We start from the raw sequence: 25,873 nt of genomic DNA on the forward strand, positions 1-25,873 counted from the left end.
CGCAGCCCATCGATGCACGTTGCTTTGATGAGGCTGCTGCAGCTCAGATGGAGAGTTTTGTGCGCGACTTCGGGCGCATGTACCGAGAGCGGAATGAAGCCCTGCGCGAGGTCACCCGCGCGCACCACGCCGCACTGTTGCACCTGTCGGCTGCGGCCGACCTCAAGGACGATGACACCGGCGTGCACATCGTGCGCATTGGTTACCTGGCCGAGGCCCTGGCCCTGGCTATGGGGCAGACGGTGGGCTACGCACGCATGCTGCGCAAGGCCGCGCCCATGCACGATATCGGCAAGATCGGCACCCCCGACAGCGTGCTCAAGAAGCCCGGCAAGCTCACCCCAGAAGAGCGCCAGACCATGAACTGCCACGCCGCGATGGGTGCCGAGATCCTGGGGCGTTCGCACATTCCAGTGTTTCGCATGGCGGCCGAGGTGGCGCTCACGCACCACGAGCGCTACGACGGCCAAGGCTACCCGGCGGGCCTGTCGGGAGAGGCGATTCCTTTGTCGGGCCGTATCACCGCCGTGGTGGATTTTTTTGACGCGCTGACCATGGACCGGGTGTACCGCCCCGCCTTTGCGGTGCCGGTGGCGCTGGAGATGCTGGCGGCCGAGCGCGGCCGTGCTTTCGACCCGGTGATCGTGGACACGTTTTTGGCGCATGCTGAAGCCATCGATGCGCTGCGTTGCAAGATCACGCAGGAATGTCCCTCTTTTGATGCACTGATCGACGCGCCCTGATCCCCTTTTTTCTGACCGCTCAGCGGCAGGCCACTGCGGGCACGGTGGTGTTATTGATCCAAGGATTCTCAATGATGATGACGATGATGCAGTGGCTGAAACCGTGGGCGTTGACCGTCACCCGGGTGGCTCTGGCCGTGTGTGCGACCAGCGCGCTGGCGGGGCCTGTGGCCGAGCGGGTCCAGAGCCAGTCGGTGTTGCGTGTGTGTGTCTGGCCGGACTACTACGGCGTGACCTACAGGCACCCGCGTACACAGCAACTCGGGGGTATCGACATCGACCTGTCTGCCGAGCTGGCGCGCGACCTCAAGGCCAGGGTCGAATATGTGGACTCTTCTTTTCCCACCCTCATTGACGATCTGAACCAGGACCGTTGCGATGTGGCCATGTTTGCCATCGGCATGCTGCCCCAGCGGATGGAAAAGCTGGCTTTTACCCAGCCCTACATGCGCAGCGACATTTACGGCATCACCACCAAATCCAATACGGTCATCAAGCAGTGGGCCGACATTGACAAGCCGGGTGTGTTGGTGGGCGTGCAGGCAGGCACATTCATGGAACCCATCATGGCCCAGCGCCTCAAGCAGGCCACGCTGGTGCGCGTCCAACTGCCCGCCACCCGCGAGCGCGAACTGACTGCCGGGCGCATTGACGTGTTCATGACCGACTACCCCTACAGCCGGCGCCTGATGGACAACGCCGACTGGGCCCGGCTCATCGAGTCTCCCGAACCATTTTCGGTGCTGCCCTATGGCTATGCAGTCAAGCGCGGCGATGCCGCCTGGCTTGCTACGGTGGATGCCTTTGTGGCGCGCATCAAGGCCGACGGCCGCCTGCAGCGCGCGGCCTCTCAAAATGGCCTGAACGCCATCGTGGTGCGCTGATATGGCCGACCTCCAGGCGCTCCCTTCGGTCTGGACCAGGCTGCGCACGTGGGTGTCGCAGACCAGCCATCTGGTCCTCATCACCGGAGGGCTGTCGGCATTGGCGGCACTGGTGGCCGTCGGCGCGTTGGCCGTGAACGACTTTCGCACGGTGCGTACCAGCCACCAGAACCATGCCGCCATGCTGGCTCGGGTGCTGGAGGATCAGGCTACGCGCACCATGCAGACGGCCGAACTGGCGCTGGAGTCGCTGGCCACATCGCCAGCCCTCACGACGGTGGCCTCGGAACCCCGGCGTATGCAAGATGCCCTGGGCCAGGCGCTGGCGGCGCTTTCATTTCTTCGGGGGTTGGCCGTGGTGGACGCTGGTGGGCGAGTGGTCGCCAGCACCCAGCCCGGCGATGCCGAGAGTTTTGTGGACCTGGCCAAGCTCGGCCCTCTGGTGGCCGTGGGGCGGACGGTTCAGGGCGGCCTCACCCCGGGCCGCAGCCTACAAAGTGTGCGGCTGGGAGGCGCAGCGGCGGCGGCTCCTGCGGGTGTCGCTTTTATCCCTGTGATGCACGGCTACAAGAACGAAGCAGGGCAGGCGCTGGTGCTGGTGGCTTTGGTCAATCCCGACTCGCTGTCCAACTTTCAGCACCTGACGCTGGAGTCCGAGGTTTTTGACTCGGTGGTGACCTCGTACAACGGCCAGGTGTTGGCCACTTCGGGGGCCGCAGCTGCTCTGGCAGGTACGCGGGTGAACAACATCCCCGTCTTCAGCCAGTTCCTGCCCCGGCAGGAGCACGCCACCTACCTGGGCGTGGGTGTGCTGGGTGAGCGGCAGGTCGTCAGTTTTCGGGCCTCTGCCGCCATGCCGCTGGTGGTGGTGGTCGAGACCTCGTACCGAACAGCCGTGCAGAGCTGGCTGGCGGATGCCCGCGCGCTGATCGGTATTGGCCTGGCCCTGGTGGCCCTGGTGCTGGGCCTGACCTTTGCCGTGTGGCGTGGCCTGCGCACCCGTGAGCGGGCGCGGCTGGCCATTGACGCTGCACAGGCCCGCATTGCCCGCAACGAGCGGGATCTGTCGGTGCTGATGCGCAGCGTGCAAGAGCTGATTTTTCGTACCGATGCGCAGGGCGTGATCACCTATGTGAATGCCCATTGGACTGTGATGACGGGCACGGCGCCTGACCGTGCCATTGGCAAACGTCTGCACGACCTGGTCGAGCCACAAAGCCGCAATGATGTGGCGCGGGCCATCGACCCCCGGTCGCCGGATGGAGTGCGGGTATGCCAGGTGGTGTCCCGCTCTGCCGAGGGCAAGGAGATGATGTTCCAGGTGGCAGTGGTGCCTCTGGTGGCTGCCGGGCGTGTGATTGGTTTTGCGGGCAGCGCGGTGGATGAAACCAAGCGCTGGATGGCCCAGCAACAGCTACAGGCCCAAATTGCGTTTCAGGATCTGCTGCTGGACACCAACCCGCTGCCCATCTCTGTGACTGACGCCCAGAACCGCTTTGTGCGCGTGAACAAGGCCTGGGAGGAATACAAAGGCCGTACTCGCACCGCCGTGTTGGGCAAGGCCTTTGACGAGTGCCTGCCGCCAGACGAGGCAAACGTACATAAGTCGGCCAACAAGCAGCTGCTGCGCTGGGGGGGGCGTGCCCTCGTCGAGACCCAGGTGCGCCATGGCGACGGATCGCGCCGCGACACGCGCCTGGCCAAGGCGGCCATTGCCGATGAGCACGGCCAAGTCACCGGTGTGCTCACCATCCTGATGGATGTGAGCGAGTTCCGTGAGGCCGAGCGCGCCACCCGGGAGGCGCGTGACGCGGCCGAGGAGGCATCCCGCACCAAGTCGGAGTTTGTGGCCAACATGAGCCACGAGCTGCGCACGCCGCTGCAGTCCATTCTGGGCTATGCCGAACTGGGCATGCTGCGTGGTCGCGCGCAGCCCAAGCTGGCGGGCATGTTTGAAGACATCCATTCTGCGGGCCAGCGCATGTTGACGCTGGTGAACGACTTGCTAGATGTCTCCAAGCTGGAGAGCACGGTGGGCACATTCCACATGGAGCGCATCGACTTGCGCGGCGTGGTGCGCCCGGTGATCCGGGAGCTGGAGCCTTTGCTGGAGCGCAGCCACCTGATGATGGATTTGCGCATGCCTGACCTTCCGCTGGTGGCGAAGGCCGACCCGTTGCGGTTTCAGCAGGTGATCCGCAACGTGGTGGCCAACGCCATCAAGTTTTCGCCGCCTGGCAGCACGATCACCCTGGAGGGCTACGCGGACCCGCAGGGCCAGACGCATCTGGTGGTACGGGATGAGGGCCCGGGCATCCCTCCTTCAGAGCTGCAGAGCATTTTTGAGGCCTTTGTGCAGTCCAGCAAAACCAAGGATGGATCTGGGGGCACTGGCCTGGGCCTTGCCATCTGCCGCAAGATCGTCGAGGCCATGGGCGGGCGGATCTTTGCCGAGAACGTTCCGGCCAGCGGTGCAGCGTTTCACATCATCCTGCCCGCCAGAGGCCACGTGGAAACCATGCCGGCCCCGTTGCAATAGACGGCTGTATCGCCCGCAAAAAAAGCCCTCAGACGAGGGCTTTTTTTGTGGGTGCTGGCGGGGCGCCGCAGCGCCCCCGGAGGGCTGATCAGCCGCCCTTGCGCGAGCGCTTGCCAGGGTTCTTCTTGCTGCGCGTGGCGACACCACGCTCCAGGCTCACACGCTGACCACGGCCAGGGGTGTTCAGCGTCACGCCGGGCATTGGCTTGGGTTGGGGGGTGCGCTTGCGGTCTGCTTCGGTGACGATCTTGTTGCCCATGGTAGGTCTCTGAGAAAGTGGAGAAAAGGGGCATATTAGGCCACAGCCGCAATCAGGGGTGGCCAACAGGCCTTTCTGCCGCCCCCGCCAGAGGCGGCAGGCGGAAGGTCGAACTCCCTATTGCGCGACGAAACGCGCCCCGTAAGACGTCCCCTGGTCGGTGGACAGCGCCTCGGCGCAGTGGTGCGGCAGCACCCACCCCTGAGCAGGGTCCTCCACCGCGCGGGTGTGGATGGTAGGGGGCTGTGCCCGCACTCCGCCAAAGATGGTGGCAAACGCCACGTCGGCGGCATCTCGGCCGGTGCCAAACCGCAGCAGCCCCATGGGGATGGCCGTGCCGGAGGGGTCGAACAGATACCAGCGGTCGCCCAGATACACCTCCACGTAGGCATGAAAGTCCGGCGGGCCCAGCGCTGGGTCGGCACCGTAGTCGGTGCCCGTGGTGAAGCGGGCCGGAATGTTCACGGCGCGGCACAGTGCAATCATCAGGTGGGCGAAATCCCGGCACACCCCGACCTGTTCCACCAGCGTGTCGACGGCCGAAGTGTTGGAGTTGGAGGTGTTGGACGTGAACGCCACATGCCGATTCACCCAGTCACGGATAGCCTGCACGCGGCTGTGGCCCTGCCACAAGGCGCCGAACTCGTTCAGTGCCAGCCGCAGCAGGCGGTCAGACTGGCAATATCGGCTGGGGTAGATGTAGCCCATCACATGCGGCGGGAGGTGCCGCACAGGCACCTCGGCCAGTTGGGTGGGGTCGGCACGGTGGTGGCGGATGTCCACCGTAGCGCTGTAGGTCAGCTCCAGCATGCCAGGCTCGCCATGCAGCCGGAGATAGCGGTTACCCGTCGCAGGGTCTGTGTGGATCTGGTGGGGAATGTCCTGGCTGAGCACCAGGCGCTCGTTGTGGACGATCTGGTGGGGTGTTTGTGCGGCGTGGATGTTGAACACGAAATCGGCGCCGTAGCCGTCGATCTCATAGCGCAGGTCAATCTGCAGGTCCATGCGAACACCAAGCTGGCTGCCTGGGATTGCCTGCGCCAAGGGCGCGCCGGTATTCGCGGGCCATCGCGCTGGCTCGTTGGACGCGGTGGTAAGGCGGGGGGCGCTGGAGAGGAAGGCCATAGCAGCTCTCAGCGACGGGGCCTGCAGGCTGCGGGTTCACCCAGTGTGTGGGACGGTGTCATCGGCGGCTCCTGGGTGTGCGCCGCGCCGGGGTATCTGGCAGGGCTGGGAATCTTCAGGATACGCCCCAGGGCATCGCCAGCGTGTAGTCCGATGGCCCGTGCACCACGGTGCGCGGGAGCGCGATCTCCCGCCAGCATCAGCAGGCGCTGGTCAGGTTGATCCGGTGACCGAGAGCTTCGCCAGCACCTGCACGTCGCCACCTCGGGAGGCTCGCAAGATCAGCGCATCGCCAGAGCTGGTGCTGTCGCGTGCCAGATCGGACTGCACAAACATGTGGCTGAACCACACCTCAAACCGGCCATTGCGCGCAGACGCTGCGGCCAGCGCCTGGCGCAGTTCACGCAGGTGGCTCTCCCCCGTGGTCTCGGAGTAGCCCCTGGGCGAACCCAGAGCCGTCCACACCTGTGGTGCACCGAAAGCCAGGGTGGCACTGTCGATGCATCGGCACCAGGGGCTTGACAGCACCTTCTCCGGACGCAGTTGCCGCGCCTGGAACCACTCGCCAATGCGCCGGGCCTGGGTCCGGCCTTCATAGTTCAGGTTGCGCTGGGTGCCGCAGTCGCCCAGGCGGAAACCCGGGGGATCGAAGGTGCCGGGGGCCAGCGCGTGGCGAAACAACGCCACCACTCCGCCCTGGCGCAGCAAGACTTCGGCACCCGCTTCCTGGGCCGCCCAGGTCTGCAGGGCTGTGAGGGCCAGACCGCTACTTAATGCGCCTGCCGCGCCCCTGCCCAGCAAGGTGCGCCGTGTGACGCGCGTACCTTCCGTCGCAGCCTGATCCCCGGCTGCTTCGGCCTCAGGCAGCTGGCTGGAAGGCATAGCCATTGCCCGCTGCTGCTACGCGGCCAAACGCAGGGAAGGGGAAGTGGAAGCCGCCCAGCATGGCGCTGCTGGTGGTGATGCGCTGGAACACCTCGCGGCGGACCTTGCGCGCAGCCTCTGCGTCCATGTCAAAGGTCACGGCCCAGTCGGGGTTGCGCGCGAACAATGCGGGCACGTTGGTCAGGTCTGCCACATAGAAGAAGTTCTGGCCTGCCGACTTCAGCTCGAACAGCGTGTGGCCCGGCGTATGGCCGTAGGCGGCCACCGATTGGATGCCCGGTGCAACCTCGGTGTCCGCTTCAAACCGCACCAGCGTATCGGCTGGCATGGTGGCAAAGGTGCGACGCACATTGTCAAACGCACCCTTCATGCCGGCGGGGGCGGCGGCCATGCGCGCGTCGTCCATCCAGAAGGCATGTTCGGCTGCAGGCACCATCACCTTGGCCTTCGGGAACACCAGCTCACCCGCCTTGTTGCGGATTCCATTGATGTGGTCGCCGTGGTAATGGCTGACGAGCACGGTATCGATGTCAGAGGCCTGCATGCCAGCAGCGCGCAGACTTTCCAGCAGCTTGCCGGTGGTGGCACCACCAAACTCGCCCAGGCCGGTATCGATCAGGATCTTGCGCGCGCCCGCCACCACCAGGAAGGGGGTGTACGGCACATCGATGTAGTCGGTGGGCAGGCCTTGCGATGCGAGCAGCGCACGCACTTCGGCCAGCGGTGCGTTCTTCACAAACTCTTCCCCCAAAGGGCGGCGAGTGATGCCATCGTTCAGTGCAATCACCTCCACGTCCCCCACCTTCATGCGACGGAAACCAGGGCTGGGCAAGGTGGGCGTGCCGAAATTGGGTGCGTTCTGCGCCCACACGGGCACGAACGAGCCCGCAGCGTAAACGGTGGTGGCCAGGCTTGCGCCCAGGAAGTGACGGCGTGACAGCATGAAACTCTCCAGTCTCGGGTTGAACTAATGAGTCGCAACTGTAGCGCTGGACCTCAGGAAAGCGTGGGCTGGCGCACTAACCTGTTTGCAACGTGGGGCTTTTGGTCGCTAATTGGGGTTAACCCTTTGAATTGGCTGGGGAGGAGGCCATGGGGAGGAGGCCATGGGGAGGAGGCTCATTCCATATCGAAGGCTTCGCGCAAAGCGGTACAGAAGTCGCTGCTGCCACTGAGGGTGAGGGTCAGCGTGGTGCGCGGCGGCGCAGCACTGCCTGTGGTCATGTGCAGTTGCCCCGTCGCATCGTCAAAGGACAAGGTCAAGGGGCTCTGCACCTCTTGCACGCCGTGCAGGTCATAGTGCCACGCGCCGCCGTCTTCCTGCGGTGCGCAGGCGCCGGGCCAGTGTGCATGCGCCCAGGCCAGCACGGCAGCGATCTCGTTCTGCAAAGCAGGCAGTTGCGCGGGCAAGACGCTGGCCATGGCATCCAGGGTGCCGTTGCCGTCAGCGTCTTCGCTGTAGTCAAAGTCGAGGTAGTTCAGTTGCATGGTGAGAGCAGGTTATGTATGCGTCGGGAGTTGCTGCGCGATGGCTCAAGCCCAGGTCCGGCCCAAGGCCTGCGCGGCTTCTCCCAGCCGGGGCACCAGTTGCAGCGCCCGCCCCAGCGGCATGCGGGCAGAGGGTGCCTGCAGTGCCACGGCGCTGCGCACCTGGCGCCGCCCGCCGGCCAACACGGGCACGGCCACACAGACGAGGCCGTCCACAAACTCCTCGGCGTCCGTGGCATAGCCTTGCCGCAGGATCTGCTCCAGCTCGGCTTCCAGGGCGGCGCGGTCGGTCAGGGTGGTGGCCGTGTGGCGGGTGAGGGGCAGGCCGTCCAGGATGGCGGCCCGGCGTGCGGACGACAGGTGGGCCAGAAACAGCTTGCCGCTGGCCGAGCAGTGGATGGGCACGCGGGTGCCGGGCCGCAGCTCCATGCGCAGTGGAAAGGCTGACTCCACCCGGTCCAGGTAGATCACTTCTGCGCCGCTCAACGCCGTGAGGTTGCAGCTTTCTCCAATGTCCGCCACCAGTTGCCGCAGCACAGCGTGGCGCACTCCATGCTGGGTGCCCGCGCTCAGCGTGCTTTCGGCCAGGCGCAGCAGACGTGGTGCGGGGGTGTAGCGCCGCCCGTCTGGCTCGCGCGCCAGCAGGCCACCGGCCTCCAGCTGGCCCAGCATGCGGTGCACGCTGGGCTTGGGCCAGCCGGTGGCCTCGATGGCATCGCCCAGGCTGAAGGGCTGGCCCTGGGCGCACATCGTTTCCAGCAGTTCAAACAAGCGCAGGCTGGGCGGTGTGTTGGTCATAAATCTCGGAATTCGAGACGAATTCATAAAACATTTCGGGATTATTCAGCATTGTGGCTAAGCTGCAAACCCAATTCACCGGGAGTTTCATGACCGCCTTTTTCCAGAACGTAGTGCTCACCGGCGCCTGTGGCGGGCTGGGCCAGGCGCTGGCGCGCGAGCTGATTGGCCAGGGCGCTGCCGTGGCGCTGGTGGGCCTGAACCGGCCCGTGCTGGAGACCCTGGCCGCACTGGCACCAGAGCGCTGTGCTGTCTATACGCCCGATGTGGCCGACGTTACCGCCATGCAGGCCATGGCCGCCGACTGGATGGGCCGCCGGGGAACGCCTGACCTCGTCATCGCCAATGCCGGGGTGGCTGGGGGTTTTGACACCGCCCAGGCCGACGACCTGGCCGTGATGCGGCGCATGCTGGAGATCAACCTGCTGGGCGCCGCCACCACCTTCCAACCTTTTGTGTCGGCCCTGCGCGCGCAGCGGCGCGGCGCGCTGGTGGGGGTGGCCAGCATTGCGGGCTGGCGGGGCATGCCGGGCAATGGCGCGTACTGCGCCAGCAAGGGCGGGCTCATCCGTTACCTGGAGAGTCTGCGTGCCGAGCTGCGCGGCGATTCCATCGTGGTGAGCACGGTCAGCCCTGGCTACCTGCGCACCGCGCTCACGGCAGGCAACCGTTTTGCCATGCCCGGCCTGATGGAGCCCGAGGACGCCGCGCGTGCCCTGCTGGCCGCTGTGGCCCGGGGGCGCACCCACATCGTGCTGCCCGCGCGCATCGGTTGGCTGGCGCGCCTGTTGAACCTGTTGCCTGACGCTCTGCACGACCGGCTGCTGCTGGGCCAGCCGCGCAAGCCGCGCGTGGGCGAGGCGGGGGCCACCGCCATTCCGGGGTTGCCAGTGCGCGCAGACAAGAACATCGACACCTGAGAGAGAGAAAAGCGAATGACGACAACAACAACGATGACGGAGACAAGCCCTTCGACGCCGCTCGCACAGGACATGCGCGGCCACATCGCCCTCATCGGCGCCGGCCCCAGCGGGCTGGCCGCGGCGCGCAATCTGCAGAAGCTGGGCGTGCCTTTCCAGGGCTTTGAAGCACACACCGATGTGGGTGGTTTGTGGAACATCGACAACCCGCGCAGCACGGTCTACGAATCGGCGCACCTGATCTCCAGCAAGCACACCACCGAGTTCACCGAGTTCCCCATGCGCCCCGAAGTGGCCGACTATCCGAGCCACCGGGACATGCGCCAGTATTTCTTCGACTTTGCAGAGCACTTTGGCCTGCGCCAGCACTTCTGGTTTGGCACGCGCGTGCTCCGGGTCGAACCGGTGGGGGAGGGCACTGCGCCGCTGTGGCGCGTGACGTGGACGCAGCACGGTGGGCCCGCGCAAACGGCAGAGCTCAAGGGCGTGGTGATTGCCAACGGCACGCTGGCCGAACCCAGCATGCCGCGCTTTGAGGGGCACTTTGACGGGGAGCTGCTGCACACCAGCGCCTACAAGAGCGCCGAGCTGTTCAAAGGCAAGCGCGTGCTGGTGGTGGGCGCGGGCAACTCGGGCTGCGACATTGCGGTGGATGCGGTGCACTACGCGCGCAGCGTGGACATCTCGGTGCGGCGCGGCTACTACTTCGTGCCCAAATATGTGTTCGGCAAGCCCGCAGACACGCTGGGCGGCAAGTTCAAGATGCCGCCCTGGCTCAAGCAGAAGGTGGACAGCGTGGTGCTGCAATGGTTCACTGGCGACCCTGCGCGCTTTGGCCTGCCCAAGCCCGACTACAAGATGTACGAGTCACACCCGGTGGTCAACTCGCTGGTGCTGCACCACCTGGGACATGGCGATATTCACGTCAAGCCCGACATCGCGCGTTTTGAAGGCCATACGGTGCACTTCAAGGACGGCAGCGCGCAGGACTATGACCTGGTGCTCTGTGCCACGGGCTACAAGCTGCACTACCCCTTCATCGACCACAGCCTGCTCAACTGGCAGGGCATGGCGCCGCAGCTCTACCTCAACATCCTGTCACCCCGTTTCGACAACCTGGCCGTGATGGGCATGATCGAGGCCAGTGGTATCGGCTGGCAGGGCCGCTATGAGCAGGCGGAGCTGGTGGCGCGCTTTTTCAAGGCGCAGGCCGAGGGATCGCCGCGCGCCGAGGCGCTACGACAGGCCAAGGCCGGGCCGCCGCCCGATCTGTCGGGTGGCTTCAAGTACCTCCAGCTCGAACGCATGGCGTATTACGTGCACAAGGACACCTACCGCAACGCGGTGCGCGCTGCCGCCGCAGCCCTCGCCAGAAAGGACTGACGCCATGCTGCCTGTGGACGAAATACGCCTCAACTTCAACCCCACGTCGCTGGTGGTGCTCAATGTGGTGCTGGGTTTTCTCATGTTCGGCATTGCGCTGGATACGCGCGTGGCGGACTTCAAGCGCGTGCTGCGCATGCCCGGTGCCATGGCGGTGGGCATTGCCGCGCAATTCATCGTGCTGCCTGCGGTGACCTTTGTGCTCACGCTGCTGCTCAAGCCCGGGCCCAGCATTGCGCTGGGCATGATCCTGGTCGCCTGCTGTCCGCCCGGCAATGTGAGCAACATCCTCACGCACCGCGCAGGAGGCAATGTGGCGCTGTCGGTGTCGATGACGGCCATCTCCAACGCGCTGGCCATCGTGCTCATGCCGCTCAACTTCGCGTTCTGGGGCGGCATGCACCCCACGGCGGCGCCACTGCTGCGCAGCATTGCGCTTGACCCGTTGGAGATGGCGGGTCACATCGTGGTGATCATCGGGCTGCCTTTTGTGCTGGGCATCCTGTGCGCAGAAAAGCTGCCGCGCTTCACACAGCGCGTGAACAAACCCGTGCGCATCCTCAGCTTTCTGTGTCTCATCGGTTTCATCGTGGGCGCGGTGGCGGGCAACTGGCGTTACTTTCTGGATTACGTGGGCCTGGTGCTGCTGGCCGTGGCACTGCACGATGCGCTCGCCTTCGGCACCGGCTACGCCTGCGCAAGGCTCAGCGGCTTGCCGGACTACGACCGGCGCGCGGTGAGCATCGAGGTAGGTATCCGCAATGCGGGCCTGGGCCTCGTGCTGATCTTCAGCTTCTTTGGCGGGCTAGGCGGTATGGCCGTGGTGGCGGGCGTGTGGGGCTTCTGGGACATCATCGCGGGGCTGGCACTGGCAGGCTGGTGGGGGCGCAGGCCCGCCGAACTACCGGCGGCCGATGCCCGCAAGGAGCAGCGCACATGACCGGCATGGGGTGGATAAGCCGCCGCATTCTGGTCACTGGAGCAGACGGTTTCTTGGGCCGCAGCGTGGTGGCTGCACTGGCGCGTGAAGGGGGCGGGACCATTGTGGCGACCGATGTGCGCGATGTGCCCGCCGAGCGCCGCCTGCCCGGTGTGTCGTACCGGGTGCAGGACGTGCGCGACCCCGCATTGGCGCAGACGCTGGCGGACCATGCCATCGACAGCGTGGTGCACCTGGCGTCCATCGTCACGCCCGGCAAGGGCTCCAGCCGCGAGTTTGAATATTCGGTGGACGTGCTGGGCAGCCAGAACGTGCTGGATGCCTGTGTGGCCACCGGCGTGAAGCAGCTGGTCGTCAGCTCCAGCGGTGCGGCCTACGGCTACCACGCCGACAACCCCGCGTGGTTGCGCGAGACGGACGCGCTGCGGGGCAACGAGGTGTTTGCCTATTCACACCACAAGCGGCTGGTGGAAGAGATGCTGTCGCAATACCGCACGCAGCACCCGGCGCTGGCGCAGACAGTGCTGCGTATCGGCACCATCCTGGGCGATCGGGTGGACAACCAGATCACCGCCTTGTTTGAAAAGCCGCGCCTGCTCGCCATCCGGGGCAGCGAGAGCCCGTTTGTCTTCATCTGGGACGAAGACGTGACCGGCGCCATCCTGCATGCGCTGCGCACGCAGCGGGCAGGCTGCTTCAACCTGGCGGGCGATGGTGCCTTGCCCTTGCGCGAGATCGCCCGGCGCCTGGGCAAGCCTGTGCTGGAACTCCCCGCTGGGCTGCTGCGCACCGCGCTGGCCGTGGGCTCCGCGCTCGGCGTCAGCCGCTACGGCCCCGAGCAGCTCGACTTTTTGCGCTACCGGCCGGTGCTGCTGAACACGGCCCTCAAGGAGGTGCTGGGCTATGTGCCAGGCAAAACCAGCGCCCAGGCGTTCGACGCCTTTGTCGCTGCCCGGGCGCGGCAAGGCCGCCCGGTGACCGCTGGCGCACAGGTGGCGGCTGCATGAGTGCGCCGGCATCCTTGAGCCGTGGCGACCTGTTGCGCGCCCTGGCGGTGGTGGTCATCTGGGGGCTGAACTTTGTGGTGATGAAGCTCGGCCTGCAAGGCCTGAGCCCCATGCTGCTGGGCGCGCTGCGCTTTACAGCGGCATCGCTGCCCTTTTTGCTCGTCGTGCCGCGCCCGGCTTTGCCTTGGCGCTTTGTGGTGGGCTATGGGCTGGCGCAGGGGCTGGGGCAGTTCGGCTTTTTGTTTCTGGGGCTGCAGCTGGGCATGACGGCGGGCATGGCGTCGGTGGTGATGCAGACCCAGGCGTTCTTCACCTTGCTGCTGGCCGCGCCATTGCTGGGGGAGCGCGCCAAGCCCTGGCAGTGGGGGGGCTTGTTGCTGGCGTTCGGCGGCTTGATGACCATCGGCCTCGCGCATGGCGAGGGGCCGGGCCAGATGACGCTGGCGGGGTTTGTGCTCACCCTGGGGGCGGCGTTCATGTGGGCGGTGTCCAACCTTGTGGCGCGCCGCGCGGCGCAGGCCGGAGCGTATGCGCCGTTTCCGTTCATCGTGTGGAGCAGCGTGGTGCCCATCGGGCCGTTTTTCGCGCTGGCGTTGTGGAGCGATGGCCCCGCCGCCGTGTGGGCACAGCTGCAGTCTTTGAATGGCACGGGGCTCTTGGCCGTGGCCTACTTGGCCTTTTTGGCCACACTGCTGGCCTATACGCTGTGGACGCAGCTGCTGCAACGCCATGCGGCGGGGCGGGTTACGCCGTTTTCGCTGCTGGTGCCGGTGGTGGGGCTGTGGGCGGCCTATGCCTTTCTGGGTGAAACGCCTGCGCCCCTCCAGTGGGCGGGTGCGGCCGCGGTGCTCTGCGGGCTGGTGGTGAACCAGGTGGGGGGCTTATGGTGGGCCCGCCGTGCGGCAGCTTCCTAGAATATTTGCTTTCCGCATCGAGGAGGCAGGGTGGCTGAGAGCGCGTTTTTGTGGGTGAAAGGGTTGCGGTTTGCGTACCCGGAGTGTGCGGTGCTGGACAACCTGTCGCTGGCATGGCCCCCGGGGCTGGCTCTGGTGCGCGGTGATGAAAGCACTGGCAAAACCACGCTGCTGCGTGTGCTGGCTGGCGAGCTGACAGCGCAGGCTGGCAGCATCACGCTGCAGGGGGTGGAACTGAAACAAGCCGCCAAGGTCTTGGCATCACTGATCTTCTGGGCGGACCCTCGATCCAGCGAGTGGGACCCGCTCACGGCCCGGGGTTGGCTCGACAGCCTGCCCGCTCGCTACCCCCTGTGGGATGCGGCAGCCCTGGCGGAGCACATCGACGGGTTCAGCCTGCACGAGCATCTGGACAAGCCTTTTTACGCCCTGTCTACCGGCAGCAAGCGCAAGGTGCTCATGGCCGGGGCCTTTGCCTCGAACGCACCGCTGACCTTGATCGACGAGCCTGTGGGCGGGCTGGACAAGCCCTCCATTCGCTATCTGGCGCAGGCCCTGGCATCCCAAGCGGCCAGACCAGACCGCCTGACCGTGGTGGCGCATTACGAAGCCCTGCCCGATGTACCCTGGGGCCCGGTGCTGGATCTGTAAGAACCTGTTCAAAGGCGTTGTGAGGTGGTAGAGGGCGCATTGGGGGCATGTGCCCTGGGGTCGGCCGTGTAGGCAGGGTCTGCCGTAGACTGCGGTGCTGACCGTTTCCCCTCACACACGCCTCACCCTGCAAGGACTGTCCCATGGATGCGCTGCTATTTGTTCCGGTTGCCATCGCCATCTCGCTCACCCCGGGGCCCAACAACTTCTGTGGCCTCAACAACGGCATCCGCGCAGGCGTGGGCCCCGCGATGATCGCCACGGTGGGCCGGGCAGCGGCGTTCGCGATCTTTCTGACGGTGTCTGCGGTGGGGCTGGGGGCGATGCTGCTGGCGTCCGAAGCGGCGTTCACGGCGGTGAAGTGGGTGGGCGCTGCCTACCTGTTCTGGCTGGGCTGGAAGGCCTGGCACAGCCGCGAGTTCAGCGGCCTGGCGCTGGAGGATGCAACTGGCAGTGGCCAGGCATCGGGTCAACCGGCCCAGTTCGATCTGCGTGCTCTCATTGCGCAGGAGTTTTTGCTGGGCATCACCAACCCCAAGGCGATCATCCTGTTCGCGGCGATCTTTCCGCAGTTCATCGACCCCGCGCAGCCTGCAGCGCGCCAGTTTCTGGTGCTGGGCTCCATCTATCTGGGCAGTGAATTCGTCTCGACGGCCGTGTACGCCAGCTTCGGGCGCCAGATCCGCCGATTCATCCGCACCTCGCGCGGTGTGGCCCGCCTGAACAAGGCCACCGGCGGTTTCTTCATGGGTGCTGGCGGCCTTCTGCTGGCCACCAACCGCTGATTGCTGCCACCTGGCGGGGCTGAGCCGATACATCGGTAAACCCCGCCCAAAGCGCGCGTAAATCCCCGGTAAAGGGTACCCGCCGGGCGACAGCCCGGGGGGGTGCGCTGGCTACCATACCCGTTCGCTCATTCCTCGTTGCGCCCCACCATGCCCCTGAACCGTTCGTTGACCCGTCCACGGAGGCCCGCAAGATTGCAGTCCGGCAAGCTGCGCTGGATCTCCGCGTTGTTACTGGCCTCCGTGGCGCTGGCTGCGGTGGGAGGTGGTGCCTGGTGGTGGAAACAGCGCCAGGATGCAGCGGCCGCGGCCAGCGCTGGCGGTGCCGCCACGGGGCCCAACGCGGCGCGCAAGCCCGGCAGTGGGCCCGGGCGCTTTGGTGGCGGCAATGTACAGCCCGTGTCGGTAGGCACCGTGCAGCGGGGCGATGTGCGGGTGGTGGTGAGCGCCATCGGCACCATGAGCGCCCGCGCCACCGCCGTGGTGCGCGCCAAGGTCGGCGGCGAGCTGACGTCGGTGCGTTTCAAGGAGGGTGACGAGGTGCGTGCAGGCCAGGTGCTGGCCGAGATCGATGCGCGTAGCTACCAGGCGGCGCTGTCGCAGGCACAGGGCACGCTGCAGCGTGACCAGGCGCTGCTCAAGAATGCGCAGCTCGACCTCAAGCGTTATCAAGACCTGCTGGCGCGCGACTCCATCGCCAGCCAGCAGGTGGACACCCAGGCCGCACTGGTGCGGCAGCTGGAAGGCACCGTGGCCTCGGACCAGGCGCAGGTGGACGCCGCGCGCCTGCAACTGAGCTACACCCAGGTCACCGCACCATTTGCCGGCCGCCTGGGCTTGCGCCAGGCGGACCGGGGCAACGTGGTGGGGCCGAGCGACGCGAATGGCATCGTCACCATCAACCAGGTGCGGCCCATCGATGCAGCGTTCTCCGTGCCCGAGGCGCACCTGCCCCAGATGCGCCGCCGCATGGCCGCAGGCGAAGAGCTGAGCGTGGAGCTGTGGGACCGCGACAGCCGCCGCCAGCTGGCCAAGGGCCGTGTGGTGGCGCTGGACAACGCCATCGACAGCGCCACCGGCACCATCAAGGTGAAGGCCGCTTTTGCGAATGAAGACGGCGCCCTGTACCCCAACCAGTTCGTCAATGTGCGCCTGCAGGTCAACCTGCTCCAGGGCGTGCTGACCGTACCGGCCACGGCCGTGCAGAACAACTATGTCTACTTGGTGCAGGAAGACAGCACCGTGACCCAGCGCCGCATCCGCGTGGGCGTGACCGATGGCGACCGTGTGAGCGTCGAAGGCGAGCTGCGCGAGGGCGAGCAGGTGGTCACGGACGGCATCGACCGCCTGCGCGAAGGCGCCAAGGTCGCCGTCATCGATGCCGGTGCCGTCACCCGCGCCGACCAAGCGGCCCAGGACCAGGCCGCGCAGCGCCGTGCGTTTATCGCATCGCTGCCCCCCGATGTGCGTGAAAAGCTGCAGAAGATGAGCCCCGAAGAGCGCCGCGCCTTCTTGCGCGATCGGCGAGCGCAGATGGGCGCGAGCGGCGCAGCGGCTCCTGCGTCGGCGGCGTCTGCTGCAGCCTCTTCGGCGTCGGGTGTGGGTGCTCCCGCCGCTGCCCCGGCGTCCGCCCCGCAGGCCTCTGCAGCGCCACAACAGCAGCGCAGCGAAGCACCACCCAGAGCAGTTGCACCGCCCGCCGCCCCCGCAGCGCCTGCAGACCGTAGCCCTGAACCCCCACGGGGCATCCCTCCGCAGGTGAAGGCACTGCTGGACCAGATGCCCGCCGACGAGCGCGCCCGCGTGGCGGCAATGCCGCAGGAGGAGCGCCGTGCCTACATCCGCGAGCGGCTGCAACAGCAGCCGCCGTCCCAGGGTGGCGCAGCCAGCCCGGCGCGCTGAGCGCAGCGACACCCCGGTTTCTCCCCTGCCTGTCTTGCCAGCGCACTCGCCGCCATGAATCTGTCGCGCCTTTTCATCCTGCGCCCCATCGCCACTGCGCTGCTGATGGTGGCGATCCTGATCGCGGGGCTGATGGCCTACCGGCTGCTGCCCACCTCGGCCCTGCCCGAGGTGGACTACCCCACCATCCAGGTCACCACGCTGTACCCGGGCGCGAGCCCGGACGTGATGACCTCCAACGTCACGGCCCCGCTGGAGCGGCAGTTCGGCCAGATGCCGGGGCTGTCGCAAATGTCGTCCACCAGCTCGGGCGGGGCTTCGGTGATCACGCTGCGTTTTGCGCTCGACATGGCGCTGGACGTGGCCGAGCAGCAGGTGCAGGCAGCCATCAACGCGGGCAGCAACCTGCTGCCCAGCGACCTGCCCATGCCGCCGCTGTACAGCAAGGTCAACCCCGCCGATGCGCCCATCCTCACGCTGGCCATCACCTCGCCCTCGCTGCCTGTGATCCGCGTAAACGACCTGGTGGAAAACCGCCTTGCACCCAAGCTCTCGCAGGTGCAGGGCGTGGGCCTGGTTGCGATTGCGGGCGGTCGCCGCCCGGCTGTGCGCATCCAGGCTAACCCCACGGCATTGGCGCAGCTGGGCCTCACGCTGGAGGACGTGCGCACCTCCATCGCAGCCGCCAACGTCAAGCAGGCGAAGGGCGGCTTTGACGGCCCGGCCCGTGCCTCCACCATCGATGCCAACGACCAGCTGCAGTCGGCGGCTGAATACCGCGACCTCATCATTGCCTTCAAGAATGGCGCCCCCGTGCGCCTGAAGGACGTGGCCGAAACGGTGGACGATGCCGAGAACACCCGCCTCGCCGCCTGGGCGGGCACGGCAGACACCGGGGCCAAACCCGGCGTGATCCTCAACATCCGCCGCCAGCCCGGCGCCAACGTGATCGACACGGTGGACCGCATCAAGGCCCTGCTGCCGCAGCTGCAAAGCACCTTGCCCGCGTCACTGGATGTGCAGGTGCTGACCGACCGCACGGTGACGGTGCGCGCCTCGGTGCGCGACATGCAGGTGGAGCTGGGCCTGGCCGTGCTGCTGGTGGTGGCGGTGATCTTTGTCTTCCTGCGCAGCCCCTCGGCCACGCTGATCCCGAGCGTGGCCGTGCCGCTGTCGCTCATCGGCACCTGTGGGGTGATGTACCTCGCGGGGTTCTCCATCAACAACCTCACGCTGATGGCGCTGACCATCTCCACCGGCTTTGTGGTGGACGATGCCATCGTGATGATCGAGAACATTGCCCGCTATGTGGAAGAGGGCGAGGCACCCCTCGCGGCTGCGCTCAAGGGCTCGCAGCAGATCGGCTTCACCATCATCTCGCTCACCATCTCGCTGATCGCCGTGCTGATCCCGTTGCTGTTCATGGGCGATGTGGTGGGCCGGCTGTTCCACGAGTTCGCGATCACGCTGGCCGTGTCCATCCTGATCTCGGCCGTGGTGTCGCTCACGCTCACCCCCATGCTGTGTGCGCGCCTGCTGCGCCACACGCCCGAGGAGAGTCACGGCCGTCTTTACCGCGCCACGGGGCATTTTTTTGATCGCACCATCGCAGGCTATGGCCGCATGCTGGGCTGGGTGCTGAACCACCGAGGAACCACTTGGCTGGTGTTTGCGGCCACGCTGGCGCTCACCGTGGTGCTGTATCTGTTCATCCCCAAGGGCTTCTTTCCGGTGCAGGACACCGGCACGCTGCAGGCCACCACCGAGGCCGACCAGTCGATCTCGTTTGCCGGTATGGCCGAGCGCCAGCAGGCCGTGGCCGAACGGCTGCTGCAAGACCCCGCCGTGCGCAGCGTCTCGTCGTTCATCGGCGTCGACGGCGCCAACACCACGCTCAACACCGGCCGCCTGCTGATCGACCTGCAGCCGCATGCACAGCGCGACAAGGCCGGTGTGGTGCAGCAGCGCCTGGCCGAGCGCGTGCAGAACCTGCCGGGCATCCGCCTGTTCATCCAGCCCGTGCAGGACCTGACCATTGAAGACCGGGTGGCGCGCACGCAGTACCAGTGGCTGCTGTCATCGCCCGACATGCAGCAGCTCACCACCAGCACCACCGAGCTGCTGCGCCGCCTGCGCGCCTTGCCCGAGCTGACGGATGTGGCCAGCGACCTGCAGGACCAGGGCCGCCAGGCCTATGTGCAGATCGACCGCGCCCAGGCCAGCCGCCTGGGGGTGACGGTGGCGGGCATCGATGCCGCGCTGTACAACGCCTTTGGCCAGCGGCTGATCTCGACCATCTTCACGCAGTCCAACCAGTACCGCGTGGTGCTGGAGGTGGCGCCACAGTTCAAGGTGGGGCCCGAGGCGTTGCAGAGCATCTATGTGCCGTCGAGCACTGGTGCGCCGGTGCCACTGTCATCGGTGGCGCGCATCGAGGAGCGCAACATGCCGCTGGTGGTCAACCACGTGGGCCAGTTGCCCGCCGCCACCATTTCGTTCAACACCGCGCCGGGGGTGTCGCTGGGCAACGCAGTGGCGGCCATCGAGCGCGAGAAGGCCGCCGTGCAGGCCGAGGGGCAGTTGCCGCTGTCGGTGGAGACGAGCTTTCAGGGGGCGGCGCTGGCGTTCCAGGCGTCGCTGTCGAACACGCTGCTGCTCATTCTGGCGGCGGTGGTCACCATGTACATCGTGCTGGGCGTGCTGTATGAGAGCACGGTGCACCCGGTCACGATCTTGTCCACGCTGCCCTCCGCTGGGGTAGGGGCGTTGCTGGCGCTGATGGCGGCGCGGCTGGACTTGGACATCATCGCCATCATCGGCATCGTGCTGCTGATCGGCATCGTGAAGAAGAACGCGATCATGATGATCGACTTTGCGCTGGAGGCGCAGCGGGACGAAGGCCTGAGTGCGCGCGATGCGATCTACCAGGCGTGTCTGTTGCGGTTCCGGCCCATCTTGATGACGACGTTGGCGGCCTTGCTGGGGGCGTTGCCGATGATGTTGGGGACGGGGGTGGGCAGCGAGTTGCGGCATCCGCTGGGGGTGACGATGGTGGGCGGGCTGATCCTGAGTCAGTTGCTCACGCTGTTTACGACCCCGGTGATTTACCTCACGTTTGAGGGGTGGGCGCAGCGGTGGCGTGGGCGTTCCGAGGTTGTGAATGCCTGAAGCGTTGCTGTTTATGAATGGCGTGCTTGGTTTGAGCCCGGGAGCCGGGTTGTCGCCCCGGCGGGCGAGGTACTTTTCTTTGCTTCGCCAAAGAAAAGTACCCAAAAGAAAGGCGACCCCCAGTCTGCGACCCCTTCGCGTCGCGAAGGGGCAAACCTGCGGCGGGGCGGTTGCGGGGTGCGCCGTGGAACTCGCTTTGCGCTGCCGCGCGCCGCTCGGACAGCCACGGCGAGTCAGTTCACGAAGCATGGGCGCTTCGACGCACATGCTCACCTCGCAACCGCCCCGCCGCAGGCGCAGCCAGCAGGGGGTGGACAGCCGAACATCCAAACAGCCGGACATCCATTCGGGCCATCGCTTTGCTCGGCCCAGGCTGCGCAGCACGCGGCGTTTGCGCCCGCGAGGTGGGGCCGAGCGAAGCAAAGGCCCGTGTGGATGTTCTGCTCCCTTGCCCCTCTGGATGCGCCGAGGAGCGCAGGGTTTGGCGGACCAGGGCTCGCGTGTGTCTGAGCGACGCGCAGCGGCGCGAGTTGAGCGAGACCCCGCCAAACCCGAGCACCGCAGGTTGCCCCGTAGCGAAGCGCAGGGGACGCAGACAGCGGGGTCGCCCTTTCTTTGGTTCCTTTCTTTCGGCGACGCGAAAGAAAGGGACTCGCACGCCGGGCGACTCCCGGCCTCCGCCCTCAACAAAGGCATGCGGCCCAATCAGCGCCCAAAAGAAAACACTACAAAAACAATAGCTGCCAGCGCATATTCCACTATCGCATCCAGCCAAAAACATCCAAAAACCACCCGGAGAGCCCACCCATGAGCCTCTCCACCCCTTTCATCCACCGCCCCATCGGCACCATGCTTCTCACCCTGGGCCTGGCCCTGGCGGGTGCGGTGTCGTTCTTCCTGCTGCCCGTGGCGCCGCTGCCGCAGGTGGACTATCCCACCATCTCGGTCAGCGCCAGCCTGCCCGGGGCCAGCCCCGACACCATGGCCGCCACCGTCGCCACGCCGCTGGAGCGGTCGCTGGGCGCCATTGCGGGCGTGACCGAGATCACTTCGCGCTCCATTCTGGGCAGCACTTCCATCACGCTGCAGTTCGACCTGGACCGCAACGTGGACAGCGCAGCGCGCGATGTGCAGGCCGCCATCAACGCCGCGCGCACGCTGCTGCCCACGGGCATGCCCAGCAACCCGACCTACCGCAAGGTCAACCCGGCCGACTCGCCCATCATGATCCTGGCGCTCACGTCGGACCTGCTCACACGCGGGCAGATGTACGACGCGGCCTCTACCGTGCTGGCGCAAAAGCTCTCGCAGGTCGAAGGTGTGGGCCAGGCCACGGTCAGCGGCGGCGCGCTGCCTGCCGTGCGTGTGGAGCTGGACCCGGTGCGGCTCGCGTCCAATGGCATCTCGCTGGAGCAGGTGCGCAGCGCCATCGTCAGCACCAACGCCAACCGCCCGCTGGGCGCGGTGGAGCGGGAAGACCACTACTGGCAGGTGGCCACCAACGACCAGGCCCGTGTGGCGGCCGACTACGCGCCCCTGGTGCTGCGCTGGAAGAACGGGCAGGCCGTGCGCCTGCAGGACGTGGCCGACGTGGTGGACTCGGTGCAGGACGTGCGCAACTTCGGCGTGGCCAATGGCAAGCCGGCGGTACTGCTGCAGGTGTACAAGCAGCCCGGCGCCAACATCCTCGAAGCCGTGGAGCGCGTGCGCTCGCTGCTGCCCGCGCTGCAGGCCTCCATTCCGGCGGCTATCGACATTGAGGTGGTGTCCGACCGCACACCCACGCTGCGGGCTTCCGTCAAGGAGGTGGAGCGCGCGCTGCTGATTGCCGTGGCACTGGTGGTGCTGGTGGTGTTCCTGTTCTTGCGCAACGGGCGTGCCACGCTCATCCCCAGCGTGGCGGTGCCGGTGTCGCTGGCAGGCACGTTTGGTGTGATGTACCTGGCGGGCTACACGCTCGACAACCTCTCGCTGATGGCGCTCACGGTGGCCACGGGCTTTGTGGTGGACGACGCCATCGTGGTGCTGGAGAACATCATGCGCCACATGGAGCGGGGCAAGACCGCGCTGCGGGCGTCGCTGGACGGGGCGCGCGAGATCGGCTTCACCGTGGTGTCGATGAGCATTTCGCTGATTGCGGTGTTCGTGCCCATCCTGTTCATGGGCGGCATCGTGGGGCGGTTTTTCCGCGAGTTCGCCATCGTCATGTCCTCGGCCATCCTGGTGTCGATGGTGGTGTCGCTCACCACCACGCCCATGATGTGTGCCGCGCTGCTCAAGCCCCACAGCCCGGCAACGGCGCGGCGCAGGGGCTGGGCTGCGGCCTTCAGCCATCGGATCGGTCGCTGGGTGGATCGTATGCAGGTGCGGGGCATGCGCCTGTACCGCCGCAGTCTGGCCTGGTGCCTGCGCCACCAGCCCGTGGCCCTGCTGGCGCTGGTGTGTGTGGTGGGGCTCAACGTGTACCTCTACACCGCCATCGACAAGGGCTTCATGCCCGAGCAGGACACCGGGCGTATCTCGGGCTTCATCCGGGCCGACCAGGCCACGTCCTACCAGGCCATGGAGCAGCGGCTGCAGCGTTTCCTGTCCATCGTGCAGGCCGACCCGGCCGTGGAGCATGTGACCGGCTTCACGGGGGGCTGGCAGCGCAATGCGGCGCAGATGTTCATGACCCTCAAGCGTGGGCCCGGGCAGGAGAGTTCGGAGGCCGTCATAACGCGGCTGCGCGAGCAACTCAAGAACGAGCCGGGCGCGCGCCTGTTCATGGTGCCGCAGCGCGACATCCGCATTGGCGGGCGGCAGAGCGGTGCCTCGTTCGACTACACCCTGCAAGCCGACGACATTGGCGACCTGCGCACCTGGGAGCCACGCATCCGCCAGGTGCTGAGCCAGCTGCCCGAGCTGGAGGACGTGAACAGCGACGTGCAGGACTTTGGCCTGCAGACCTCGCTTGTCATCGACCGCGATGCCGTGACCCGGATGGGCCTGACCATGGCGCAGATCGACGCCACACTCAACAACGCCTTCGGCCAGCGCCAGGTGGGCGTGATCTACAACCCGCTCAACCAGTACCGCGTGGTCATGGAGGCCGCGCCGCGCTACCTGCAGAACCCCGAGACGCTGCGCGGATTTTTCTTCGTCAACAGCCAGGGCCAGCAGATTCCGCTCACAGCGTTTGCGCGCATCACCACCACCAATACGCCGCTGTCGGTCAACCACGACCGGGGCACGCCCGCCAGCAGCATCAGCTTCAGCCTGGCGCAGGGGGTGTCGCTGTCGCAGGCCACCGAGGCGGTGAACAACGCGGTGGCCGAGCTGGGCGTGCCGGTGTCGGTGCGTGGCTCGTTCAGCGGCACGGCAGGGGCGTTCCAGGACGCGCTGGCGGGTCAGCCATTGCTGATCCTGGCAGCCATCATCACCATCTACCTGGTGCTGGGCATGTTGTACGAGAGCCTGGTGCACCCCATCACCATCCTGTCCACACTACCCTCCGCGGGTGTGGGCGCGTTGCTGGCGCTCATGCTGTTCAAGACCGAGTTCTCGCTCATCGCACTCATTGGCGTGATCCTGCTGATCGGCATCGTGAAGAAGAACGCGATCATGATGATTGACTTTGCCCTCACGCGGCAACGCCAGCAGGGGCAGCCGGGCCGGGCGCCCGTCACAGCCGCGCAGGCCATCTACCGCGCCTGCAACCTGCGGTTGCGCCCCATTTTGATGACCACCGTGGCCGCCATCTTTGGGGCCCTGCCGCTGGCCCTGGGGCGGGGCGATGGTGCAGAGCTGCGCCAGCCGCTGGGCATTGCGATTGTGGGCGGCCTGCTGGTAAGCCAGTGGCTCACGCTCTACACCACGCCGGTGGTGTATGTGGCGCTCGACCGGCTGCGTGCGCGCGTGCTGCGGGCGGTGGGGCGGCGCCGCAAGCCAGCGGGCGCCGCGCCTGCGGCCCCGGTGTTATTGCAAGGAAACGACGGATGACCTCTTTCATTTTTTCACGCCAGGTCACCTGGCCTGCGGCGCAGGTCAGCCGGGCTGCCATGCCTGCGTTGCTGGCCAGCGGCCTGTGGCTGGCAGGCTGCGCGCAGACGCCGCCGTACGAGCGGCCCACCATGGACATTCCGGCCGCTTACAAAGAGCAGACCGCCGCCCAGGCCCAGGGCATCTGGAAGCCCGCGCAGCCGCAGGCCTCCGTCGCCTTGCCAGAGACCTGGTGGACGGTTTACGGCGACGCCGTGCTGGACCGCCTGCAGCAGCAGGCCGAGGCCCACAGCCCCACCCTGGCGCAGAGCGCTGCCCGCCTGCGTGCGGCCCAGGCGGCTGTGACCAGCAGTGGCGCGGCCGCCTTGCCCACCGTGGGGGCCAATGCCAGCAGCAGCCGCGCGCGCAGCGGCACGCAGCTGAGCAATCAGGGGGATGGCAGCAGCACCGCGCGCATCAGCACCAGCCATTCGCTGGGCCTCACCGCCAGCTGGGAGCTGGACCTGTGGGGGCGCGTCTCCGCCGGGGTGAGTGCCGAGCAGGCCAGCGCCCAGGCCAGCGCCGACGACCTGGCCGCTGCGCGGCTGTCGGTGCAGGCTGCAGTGGCGCAGACATATTTTTCGCTGCGCGCGGCCGAGGCCCAGGCTGCGCTGCTGGGCGAGACGCTCAAGGCCTACGACCGCAGCTGGGAGCTGACGCGCAACCGCCAGGCGGCCGGTGTGGCGTCCAGCGCCGATGTGGCGCAGGCCGAGGCGCAGTACAAGTCCACCCAGGTGCAGCTGCTGGAGGCCCAAACCACGCGCAGCCAGCTGGAGCACGCGCTGGCGGCGCTGCTGGGGCAGGCGCCTGCCGCCTTTGCGCTGGAGCCCACGGCCACGTTGCCCGCACCGGCCGACGTGCCCCAGGCCTTGCCGTCCGACCTGCTGCAGCGCCGCCCCGATATTGCCGCTGCAGAACGCCGAGTGGCGGCGGCCAACGCGCAGATCGGCGTGGCGCGCGCGGCGTATTTTCCCACGCTCACGCTGTCGGCAGCGGGGGGCTTCCGGGGATCGCCCCTGGCCGACCTGTTCAGCGCGCCCAACCTGTTCTGGTCGCTGGGGCCTGCACTGGCGGCGTCGATTTTTGATGGCGGCGCGCGCAGTGCTGCCGTAGAGACGGCCCGCGCCAACCACGCGCAGGTCACGGCCGCCTATCGCCAGACGGTGCTGACCGCGCTGCAGGAGGTGGAGGACAACCTCACGGCCGCCGCTGCGCTGGCGCAGGAGGAGCAGCTGCAGCGCGAGGCCACCGCCGCTGCGCAGCGTGCGCTGGACGTGGTGGAGAACCAGTACCGTGCGGGCACCGTGGGTTACCTGAATGTGCTGGCGGCCCAGACCACCGTGCTGTCGTCACAGCGCAGCCTGATCGACGTGAAGAGCCGCCGCCTGACGGCAGTGAATGCGCTGCTGAAGAATGTGGCCGGGCGCTGGGAGGCGCTGCCGCCCGCTTGAAGCCCGCGTCA

20 protein-coding genes are annotated in these 25,873 nt (G+C 66.8%); 14 read left to right on the forward strand and 6 right to left on the reverse strand.

Annotated elements, in window-relative coordinates; all coding sequences use genetic code 11:
- Positions 1 to 47 precede the first annotated feature (47 nt).
- From ASC83_RS20265 to ASC83_RS20275, 3 genes are all read left to right on the forward strand, one after another.
- Positions 48 to 743: an HD-GYP domain-containing protein gene (locus ASC83_RS20265; protein WP_235509430.1), complete on the forward strand. Its 696-nt coding sequence runs from the start codon at positions 48 to 50 to the stop codon at positions 741 to 743.
- 71 nt (positions 744 to 814) lie between these two features.
- Entirely contained in the window at positions 815 to 1,627 is an 813-nt protein-coding gene (locus ASC83_RS20270; protein ID WP_082522540.1) for an ABC transporter substrate-binding protein, read from the forward strand.
- Between the two features lies 1 nt (position 1,628).
- Entirely contained in the window at positions 1,629 to 4,166 is a 2,538-nt protein-coding gene (locus tag ASC83_RS20275) for a PAS domain S-box protein (RefSeq protein WP_056066977.1), read from the forward strand.
- An 88-nt stretch (positions 4,167 to 4,254) separates the two neighbouring features.
- On the opposite strand, the gene ASC83_RS24195 is transcribed toward ASC83_RS20275, so the two are convergent.
- From ASC83_RS24195 to ASC83_RS20300, 6 genes are all read right to left on the reverse strand, one after another.
- Positions 4,255 to 4,425 carry a hypothetical protein gene (locus tag ASC83_RS24195; RefSeq protein ID WP_008902830.1) on the reverse strand — a complete coding sequence of 57 codons (171 nt, stop codon included), beginning with the start codon at positions 4,423 to 4,425 and terminating at the stop codon, positions 4,255 to 4,257.
- Between the two features lie 117 nt (positions 4,426 to 4,542).
- A complete protein-coding gene (locus ASC83_RS20280) occupies positions 4,543 to 5,430 on the reverse strand; it encodes a transglutaminase family protein (protein ID WP_056066979.1) in 888 nt (295 codons plus the stop codon).
- Between the two features lie 333 nt (positions 5,431 to 5,763).
- Positions 5,764 to 6,438 (reverse strand): phosphohistidine phosphatase, encoded by a 675-nt coding sequence (locus ASC83_RS20285; RefSeq protein ID WP_056066982.1) that lies wholly within the window; start codon positions 6,436 to 6,438, stop codon positions 5,764 to 5,766.
- Entirely contained in the window at positions 6,410 to 7,378 is a 969-nt protein-coding gene (locus tag ASC83_RS20290) for an MBL fold metallo-hydrolase (protein WP_056066985.1), read from the reverse strand. Before ASC83_RS20290 ends, ASC83_RS20285 begins: the two co-directional genes overlap by 29 nt.
- 176 nt (positions 7,379 to 7,554) lie before the next feature.
- The gene (locus ASC83_RS20295) at positions 7,555 to 7,923 is read right to left on the reverse strand and encodes a hypothetical protein (RefSeq protein WP_056066989.1); all 369 of its coding nucleotides are present in this window, start codon (positions 7,921 to 7,923) and stop codon (positions 7,555 to 7,557) included.
- Between the two features lie 45 nt (positions 7,924 to 7,968).
- Positions 7,969 to 8,721, reverse strand: a complete 753-nt coding sequence (locus tag ASC83_RS20300; protein WP_056066991.1) for an IclR family transcriptional regulator — start codon at positions 8,719 to 8,721, stop codon at positions 7,969 to 7,971.
- Positions 8,722 to 8,810: 89 nt separating this feature from the next.
- Here ASC83_RS20300 and ASC83_RS20305 point away from each other — a divergent pair, with 89 nt between their 5' ends.
- From ASC83_RS20305 to ASC83_RS20355, 11 genes are all read left to right on the forward strand, one after another.
- Positions 8,811 to 9,641, forward strand: coding sequence for an SDR family oxidoreductase (locus ASC83_RS20305; RefSeq protein ID WP_056066996.1), 831 nt, complete (start codon positions 8,811 to 8,813; stop codon positions 9,639 to 9,641).
- A gap of 15 nt (positions 9,642 to 9,656) precedes the next feature.
- The gene (locus ASC83_RS20310; protein ID WP_235509426.1) at positions 9,657 to 11,024 is read left to right on the forward strand and encodes an NAD(P)/FAD-dependent oxidoreductase; all 1,368 of its coding nucleotides are present in this window, start codon (positions 9,657 to 9,659) and stop codon (positions 11,022 to 11,024) included.
- A gap of 4 nt (positions 11,025 to 11,028) precedes the next feature.
- Positions 11,029 to 11,964: a bile acid:sodium symporter family protein gene (locus ASC83_RS20315; protein WP_082522542.1), complete on the forward strand. Its 936-nt coding sequence runs from the start codon at positions 11,029 to 11,031 to the stop codon at positions 11,962 to 11,964.
- Positions 11,961 to 12,971: an SDR family oxidoreductase gene (locus tag ASC83_RS20320; protein ID WP_056067001.1), complete on the forward strand. Its 1,011-nt coding sequence runs from the start codon at positions 11,961 to 11,963 to the stop codon at positions 12,969 to 12,971. Before ASC83_RS20315 ends, ASC83_RS20320 begins: the two co-directional genes overlap by 4 nt.
- Positions 12,968 to 13,885 (forward strand): EamA family transporter, encoded by a 918-nt coding sequence (locus ASC83_RS20325; RefSeq protein WP_056067006.1) that lies wholly within the window; start codon positions 12,968 to 12,970, stop codon positions 13,883 to 13,885. Before ASC83_RS20320 ends, ASC83_RS20325 begins: the two co-directional genes overlap by 4 nt.
- A 90-nt stretch (positions 13,886 to 13,975) precedes the next feature.
- Complete coding sequence (locus ASC83_RS20330) at positions 13,976 to 14,536, forward strand: ATP-binding cassette domain-containing protein (protein ID WP_235509427.1); 561 nt, start codon at positions 13,976 to 13,978, stop codon at positions 14,534 to 14,536.
- 143 nt (positions 14,537 to 14,679) lie between these two features.
- Positions 14,680 to 15,321, forward strand: a complete 642-nt coding sequence (locus ASC83_RS20335; RefSeq protein ID WP_056067011.1) for a LysE family translocator — start codon at positions 14,680 to 14,682, stop codon at positions 15,319 to 15,321.
- 150 nt (positions 15,322 to 15,471) lie between these two features.
- On the forward strand, positions 15,472 to 17,223 hold the full coding sequence (locus ASC83_RS20340) for an efflux RND transporter periplasmic adaptor subunit (protein ID WP_056067014.1): 1,752 nt from the start codon (positions 15,472 to 15,474) through the stop codon (positions 17,221 to 17,223).
- Between the two features lie 54 nt (positions 17,224 to 17,277).
- Positions 17,278 to 20,391: an MdtB/MuxB family multidrug efflux RND transporter permease subunit gene (locus ASC83_RS20345; protein ID WP_056067016.1), complete on the forward strand. Its 3,114-nt coding sequence runs from the start codon at positions 17,278 to 17,280 to the stop codon at positions 20,389 to 20,391.
- An 807-nt stretch (positions 20,392 to 21,198) separates the two neighbouring features.
- Positions 21,199 to 24,372 (forward strand): efflux RND transporter permease subunit, encoded by a 3,174-nt coding sequence (locus ASC83_RS20350; protein WP_056067020.1) that lies wholly within the window; start codon positions 21,199 to 21,201, stop codon positions 24,370 to 24,372.
- 59 nt (positions 24,373 to 24,431) lie between these two features.
- Positions 24,432 to 25,862, forward strand: a complete 1,431-nt coding sequence (locus ASC83_RS20355) for an efflux transporter outer membrane subunit (RefSeq protein WP_056067096.1) — start codon at positions 24,432 to 24,434, stop codon at positions 25,860 to 25,862.
- The last annotated feature ends 11 nt before the right edge of the window (positions 25,863 to 25,873 follow it).

Source organism: Acidovorax sp. Root402, assembly GCF_001425125.1.
GTDB lineage: Bacteria > Pseudomonadota > Gammaproteobacteria > Burkholderiales > Burkholderiaceae_C > Acidovorax > Acidovorax delafieldii.